Here is a 6,160-nt window from a genome sequence, read left to right as displayed (position 1 = left end):
TGCCCGATCAGGGCCGCCGGCTGGTCGGCGGCCGCGTCCTCGGCCTGCCGTGCCATCGTGCTGTCGGGCGGGTCCGGGAGTTCGAGCGGCATCCGGTTCCTCCGCCGGGTCGCCAGTGCGAGCCGACCGGCGATCCCCTCGGCCTGGCCGCGCAGGATCGGGATGATCAGGCGGCGTCGTGCAGCCGGCGTCAGCGAGCCGTTCGTCCGCTCCAGCCAGCCGATCCCGCCGACCCGTCCCGGATCGGGCGCCGCAGTGTGCATCGCGGCGATTCTCGCAGGCGGCCCGACCGTGCGCCGTGACAGGATCGGGAGATGGCGACCACCCTCGTCCGACCCGCCACGCCGGCCGACACCGACGTGATCAAGCAGCTCGCCCTCGACAACCAGATGTTCGAACCCGACGAGATGGGTGACTTCGACGAGATGCTGGCCGGCTTCTTCGACGGCACCCTCGAGGGCCATCGGTGGATCGTCGCCGATCTCGACGGCGCCGTCGCCGGCGCTGCGTACTACGCACCCGAGCCGTTCGCCGACCGCATGTGGAACCTGTACTTCCTCGCTACCGCGCCCGACCGACACGGCGCCGGTGTCGGCTCGGCGCTGATGAATCACGTCCTCGGCAACCTGCGCGCTGTCGGCGTCGACCTGGCGCGGACGCTGATCGTCGACACCTCCAGCCTCGACGGCTACGACGGCGCTCGCAGGTTCTACCGCAGCAAGGGATTCGTCGAGGAGGCCCGCGTGCGCGACTTCTACGGCCCCGGCGACCACAAGGTCACCTTCTGGAAGTCGCTGATCGACTGACGAGAGCTGCCGCGGCCGACGCTGCAGCCGCAATGCCGTGTGCCTGCGAAGCCGTTCGATGTGGTAGCGCCGTCACCCCACGGCTTGGGCGCCTCCCATCTCACGGGCGACGTCTGCGCACAGGGTGATCGTGGCTCGCGATCACGCCGTCGCCGAGGATCTTGCGCAACCGCGAGACGTAGACCTGGAGCGACTTGCGCGCCGTGTCCGGTGGCTCCTCGCCCCACACCTCGTCGATCAGCCGCTCGGTCGACACGACCTCGCTCGCATGCGCGAGCACGACACCGAGGACGACCCGCTGCCGATGCCCGCCAAGCGCCGGAGGCCGCCCGCCCTCGGACACCAGGAGAGGCCGGAGAACGCGAAACTCCACTACCAACTCCATACGCGCACGGCATGGCGATACATCCAGTGTGTTCGTCCGGCGCTTCGTGGCTGGCCGGGTTCGGCGTGACGTCGTACGAGGGGCGACTCAGGACTCGCTGACGGCGATGCCGGGCCAGATCGCATCGACGACGGCGCGGGCATCGGCCGGTCGCAGCCGACGATGGCCGATCATGAGCCGGAGCCAGAGCGGACCGTAGATCGCATCGAGCACGGTCTCGATGTCGAGATCATCCCGGATCCAGCCGTGTTCGACGCCCCGGCGGAGACGTTCGATCGACAGCGCCCGGCGTGGCGCCCAGAACCGTTCGCGGAACTCCTCGGCGATCGCCGGGTCGCGCTGTGACTCGCCGACCAGTTCGCGGACCAGCGCACCGGTCGGGGAGTTGAAGAGCCGGATCACGGCCCGCAGGTGGGCCTCGAAGTCGGCGCGGAGGTCGTCGCTCTCGCGAAACGGCGTCGCCCGCATGGTGCCGACGACGAGCGCGTCGAGGATCACCGCAGTGCGCGAGGGCCACCACCGGTAGATGGTCTGCTTGGCCACGCCGGCCGCCTCGGCGATGTCGTTGACCCCGACCTGGCCCGGGTCGCCGGCGCCGACGAGCTCGAACGTGGCGTCGAGGATGCGCTGGTGGGCGAGCTCGTCCCTGGTTCGACCGCGGGGCATTCCTCCAGCATAGCCCAGAACATGGACCGCGAGTCTTGTAATTGATTTGTTGGACCGATAGTCTCGTTGAACATGACGACGAACCACGCAACGAACGACCAGACGATCGATGCGACGACGGCTGCGACGAGCGGCGCAGCGGAACGGCAGAGGGTGGCAGTCCTCGGGCTCGGGTCGATGGGCTCGCGGATGGCCGCGAACCTGGCGTCGGCCGGCTTCGCGGTGACGGTCTGGAACCGGTCATCGGGGCCGGCCGAGGCTCTCGCAGGCGAACATCCCGTGATCGCTGCCACCGACCCTCGAGCTGCGGCTGCCGACGCCGATGTCGTGATCTCGATGGTCGCCGACGACGCTGCTGCCCGCGGCGTCTGGCTCGACCGTGAGACGGGCGTGCTCGCTGCGATGAAGGACGGTGCCGTCGCGGTGGAGTCGTCGACCCTCTCGGCGAGCACGATCCGCGAGCTGGGCGACACGGCCGCTGCGGCCGGCGTGGCGTTCCTGGAGGCGCCGGTGGTGGGCTCTCGACCGCAGGCGGATGCCGGAGCGCTGTTCGTGCTCGTCGGTGGCGAGGCCGAGGTGCTCCATCGAGTGCGGGTGGTGCTGGAGGTGAACGCCGGCGCCGTGCGCCATGTCGGTGGCGTGGGTACGGCGGCCGCGATGAAGCTGGCGATCAACGGGCTGTTCGGGATCCAGGTCGCGGCCTACGCGGAGATCGCCGGGCTGCTCGCTCGCAGTGATGTCGACACCGCCCAGGCACTCGATGTGCTCGGCGGGTTGCCGATCACCTCGCCGGGTCTGCAGCGGATCCTCGGCTTGATCGGGGCGGGCGACTACTCACCGAACTTCCCGGTGCAGCTCGTCGCCAAGGACTTCGGATACCTGACCGATCTCGCCGGCGAGCTCGGCGCCGAGGTGCCGATCGCCGCCGCGGCCGAGGCGGTGTTCGCCGCCGGTGCCTCCGGCGAGCAGCGCGAGCTGGACATCGCCGGCATCGCCACGCGCTACCTGACCTCGCTGTGAGCGGGCTGCGGTTCTGGTCGGCGCACGCCGCGAACGCCGCTTCGGTGCCCGCGGCGAGCCGCGCGGGCTCGACGTCTGCGGCATCGCCGCGCGCTACCTGACTTCGCTGGGAGTGGGCTGTGCTCGTGGTTGGCGCGTTCTGTGAACGATGCTTCGGGTCCATCGGCGGGCCGCGCGAGCTCGACGTCTGCGGGATCGCTGCGCGCTACTTGACTTCGCTGGGAGTGGGCTGTGCTCGTGGTTGGCGCGTTCTGTGATCGATGCTTCGGGTCCATCGGCGGGCCGCGCGAGCTCGACGTCTGCGGGATCGCTGCGCGCTACTTGACTTCGCTGTGAGTGGGCTGTGCTCGTGGTTGGCGCGTTCTGTGATCGATGCTTCGGTGCCATCGGCGGGCCGCTCGAGCTCGACGTCTGCGGGATCGCCGCGCGCTACCTGACCTCGCTGTGAGTGGGCTGTGCTCGTGGTAGGCGCACGCCGCGAACGATGCTTCGGTGCCATCGGCGAGCCGTGCGAGCTCGACATCGCCGGGATCGCTGCGCGTTACCTGACTTCGCTGTGAGTGGGCTGTGCTCGTGGTTGGCGCACGCCGCAAACGCCGCTTCGGTGCCGCCGGCGCGATCCTCGTTGCGCCCGCGATCGCAGCCCTGCGATCGCTTCGCCATCCGATGGGGCCCACTCTGATCGGCGGCGGGCGCTCGATCCCACCCCGCATTCTGCTTCGGTCGCGTCGCGAGGGTCACCAGCCGACGGCGAGGGTGACCGCGGCGCACACGTCGTCGAGGACGTCGTCGTCGACGACGCCGACTGCGTCGGTCAGCGACGACTGGCGGACAGTGTGGAGCCCGTCGCAGTTGACCGCCGACGGCCGATCGAGTCCGACCGCTTCGTGGTCGAGCGCGACCTCGACGGCCAAGCCGCGCAACGCCGTCGTGATCTTGGCGACGGTGACGAGCTCGCGGACGTCGAGCACCTCGGTCCGGGTGAGCACGAGGACCGGCCGGCGCTTCCGCCCGACCTGTGCGTAGCGGACCTCGCCCCGCCTCACCCGCCGCCCCAGGCCTCGGCGTCGTCCCAGAACTCGTCGACCTGCTCGGGTCGGCGCTCGTAGGCCGCCCGGACATTCGCCACCTGCGCGGCGCGGACCGCAGTGGCGACCCCATCACGGGCCGCGGCAGAGATGTTCACCCCGAGCTTCCGTGCCTGCTCGGCCAATCGCTCGTCGAGCGTGCACGTGGTCCGGATAGACATGCAACTGACGCCATCAGCAACTGCTATCACCACTATCCACTCTCCATCACTCGCCGCCCACCACTCACCGCTCACCACTCACCACTCATCGCTCATCAGTCACCGGGATCGCTCGACGCGTCGCATGTTCCCAGGCGACGCGGACTCGGCAGCACGATCGAGCCGTCCATGCCCGTACGGGCCCGCTCCTCACCGAGCGGGTCGAGCAGGTCGGCGCTCCGCTCGAGGTCGTCGGCGAGGGCCATCCACACGTCGAGCACGCCGTTGGTCACCAACGTGACGTCGCCTCCTCCCTTGCGGGCGTACCACTCGTGGAGCCAGCCCGGGATCGTCGTCCCGACCCGGAAGCCGGTGCCCGTGCAGAGCGCGTCGACCTGGTCGAGTTGGTCGAGTTGGTCGGCCCACTCGGGTCGGCTGAGCCAGTACCCGGCCTGGCACGTCAGCTCAAGCCTGGTCAGCATGACGGCGCGCGAACGCTTGCGTCTCGCCCCGATGCGGACAGCCGACACGATGTCGTCGGGCATCATCGCAGCGCAGAGGAGCTGCGTGGTGACCCGCCGCAGCGAGAGCTCGGCACTCTCGAGCACCTCGCAGAGTCTCCGACCGTCGACGCACTCCGGGCATGGGCACTCGTCGGCGACGGGCATGCGGACGACGCGCCCGTCGACGACGTCGAACGACGTGGGGCCGTTTCGTCGGCATTGCATGATGAACCTCCCGAAGGGTGGGCAGTTGGGTCGTGCAAGGCCGACGATTCGGCCGATCTCGCGACCGGCCTCGTCAGCCACCGCACCGACGGGGTGTTGCACCGGTCCCGCCGATGGCGGCATCGGTGCCACCTCGTTCAGATCGAGCGAACCTCGGCGAGCCGCTCGACCGCATGGTTGTCGTCCCAGCACACGGCGGCCTCCCACGCGGCCGACGCTTGCGCGGCCACGTCGTGCGCGCCGTCCTCGAGGTCGGCGGCATTGTGGGGCAGCACCAGGTCGAGATCGGGGACGTCGACGCGCGACTCGTCCCAGTCGATCAGCGCGACCCGATTCGCAGTCATGAGGACGTTGCCGCCGTTGGGGTCGCCGTGGACGACGCAGGTCCGACGTCCTGCGAGCCGCGCCCACGCTGCCCGGCATCGAGCCACGCCCTCGGGTGGCATCGCACTCAGGTCGATCTTCGTCCCCGAGTCGGCGTGCAGGAGGTCGGTCGACGATCGCCAGCCCGGTCGCTGCGGCCAGCCCTTCGTGAGCTCATGCAGCCGGCGGAGCGTGTCGGCCACGCGACGCCAGTCGTCCTCCGTCTCGGGTCCTCGCCCTTGCACGTGGGTCATCACGACGAGGCCGTCTGCGAACAGCCGGCCGTCCGTCGTCGGGATCGGCACCGGCACGGTCAGGCCCTCACGGTCGAGGTACCGGAGGAGCTCGGTCTCCCATGCGAGATCGGCGTCGCTTCGCGAGCCGAGACGTCCGACGGCGAGCTGTCCATTGACGCGCACGCGCCACACATCGTTGGCGACGCCGCCGGCGAGTGGTTCGATGCGAGCGGCGCCGTCACCCCACTGCTCGAGCACTTCCCATCCCACGGGCGACATCTTCGCGGAGCGACCGCCGGACGCCGCCGATCCACGTCCCGGTACCTCGACCGCGAGCGGCTCGCTCCGATTGCCATGACGCGTGGGCCACGGGGCGGTGCCCCCGCCAAGGCATCCCGTTGCGGGACCCGACCGTCGTTGTAGGTCGACGGGCCCACTCTGAGCGTGCGCGATCACGGCGACACCGAGGACGTCCGGGCCGTCGATGCTGCGGCGGGCGCGGAGGCCAGTCCGGCTGCGGCCGCCGTTCGGTCAGGCGGCGATCGGGTGTCGGTCGTTGAGGGTGCCGGTCCAGTGGTGCTGGCCGTCGGGTCGGGTCCAGGTGGCGATCCGGTCGGGGGTCATGGTGAGGGTCCAGCCGCCTTCGTGGATGAGGTGGTGGTGGGGTTCGCAGACGGGTGCGAGGTCGGCGAGGTCGGTGCGGCCGCCGAGTCGCCAGGGGGTGAGGT

Annotated in this window: 9 protein-coding genes and 1 pseudogene; 2 read left to right on the top strand and 8 right to left on the bottom strand. The window is 70.2% G+C overall.

Going from position 1 to position 6,160, the window contains the following annotated elements:
* Positions 1-263 (bottom strand): hypothetical protein (locus QNJ12_RS23455; protein ID WP_300626495.1); only part of this gene is annotated, 263 nt, incomplete at its 3' end.
* Between the two features lie 51 nt (positions 264-314).
* Here QNJ12_RS23455 and QNJ12_RS23450 point away from each other — a divergent pair.
* A complete protein-coding gene (locus tag QNJ12_RS23450; RefSeq protein WP_300626493.1) occupies positions 315-806 on the top strand; it encodes a GNAT family N-acetyltransferase in 492 nt (163 codons plus the stop codon).
* Positions 807-906: 100 nt separating this feature from the next.
* Here the strand turns inward: QNJ12_RS23450 and QNJ12_RS23445 are convergent, their stop codons facing one another.
* Both QNJ12_RS23445 and QNJ12_RS23440 read right to left on the bottom strand, forming a co-directional pair.
* Complete coding sequence (locus QNJ12_RS23445) at positions 907-1,179, bottom strand: winged helix-turn-helix domain-containing protein (RefSeq protein ID WP_300626491.1); 273 nt, start codon at positions 1,177-1,179, stop codon at positions 907-909.
* Between the two features lie 99 nt (positions 1,180-1,278).
* A complete protein-coding gene (locus QNJ12_RS23440) occupies positions 1,279-1,857 on the bottom strand; it encodes a TetR/AcrR family transcriptional regulator (RefSeq protein WP_300626490.1) in 579 nt (192 codons plus the stop codon).
* 72 nt (positions 1,858-1,929) lie between these two features.
* On the opposite strand from QNJ12_RS23440, the gene QNJ12_RS23435 reads away from it, so the two are divergent.
* The gene (locus tag QNJ12_RS23435) at positions 1,930-2,877 is read left to right on the top strand and encodes an NAD(P)-dependent oxidoreductase (protein ID WP_300626489.1); all 948 of its coding nucleotides are present in this window, start codon (positions 1,930-1,932) and stop codon (positions 2,875-2,877) included.
* A gap of 737 nt (positions 2,878-3,614) precedes the next feature.
* Here the strand turns inward: QNJ12_RS23435 and QNJ12_RS23430 are convergent.
* The 5 genes and pseudogenes from QNJ12_RS23430 to QNJ12_RS23410 all read right to left on the bottom strand — a co-directional run.
* A complete protein-coding gene (locus QNJ12_RS23430; protein ID WP_300626487.1) occupies positions 3,615-3,923 on the bottom strand; it encodes a type II toxin-antitoxin system PemK/MazF family toxin in 309 nt (102 codons plus the stop codon).
* Positions 3,920-4,126: a type II toxin-antitoxin system CcdA family antitoxin gene (locus QNJ12_RS23425; protein ID WP_300626485.1), complete on the bottom strand. Its 207-nt coding sequence runs from the start codon at positions 4,124-4,126 to the stop codon at positions 3,920-3,922. Before QNJ12_RS23425 ends, QNJ12_RS23430 begins: the two co-directional genes overlap by 4 nt.
* 95 nt (positions 4,127-4,221) lie before the next feature.
* Positions 4,222-4,713 (bottom strand): hypothetical protein, encoded by a 492-nt coding sequence (locus QNJ12_RS23420; RefSeq protein ID WP_300626483.1) that lies wholly within the window; start codon positions 4,711-4,713, stop codon positions 4,222-4,224.
* Positions 4,714-4,970: 257 nt separating this feature from the next.
* Positions 4,971-5,702: a phosphotransferase gene (locus QNJ12_RS23415; protein ID WP_300626481.1), complete on the bottom strand. Its 732-nt coding sequence runs from the start codon at positions 5,700-5,702 to the stop codon at positions 4,971-4,973.
* A gap of 261 nt (positions 5,703-5,963) precedes the next feature.
* Positions 5,964-6,160: pseudogene (locus QNJ12_RS23410) on the bottom strand (hypothetical protein); the annotation flags it as partial.

The organism is Ilumatobacter sp. (assembly GCF_030065885.1).
GTDB lineage: Bacteria > Actinomycetota > Acidimicrobiia > Acidimicrobiales > Ilumatobacteraceae > Ilumatobacter.
Note: the sequence above shows the minus strand (reverse complement) of the source record. Positions and strands in the feature narration are given on the sequence as shown.

Coding starts and splice junctions, on each gene's coding strand:
- QNJ12_RS23450 (WP_300626493.1), top strand. CDS start 315: ATGGCGACCACCCTCGTCCGACCCGCCACGCCGGCCGACACCGACGTG.
- QNJ12_RS23440 (WP_300626490.1), bottom strand. CDS start 1,857: ATGCCCCGCGGTCGAACCAGGGACGAGCTCGCCCACCAGCGCATCCTC.
- QNJ12_RS23435 (WP_300626489.1), top strand. CDS start 1,930: ATGACGACGAACCACGCAACGAACGACCAGACGATCGATGCGACGACG.
- QNJ12_RS23425 (WP_300626485.1), bottom strand. CDS start 4,126: ATGTCTATCCGGACCACGTGCACGCTCGACGAGCGATTGGCCGAGCAG.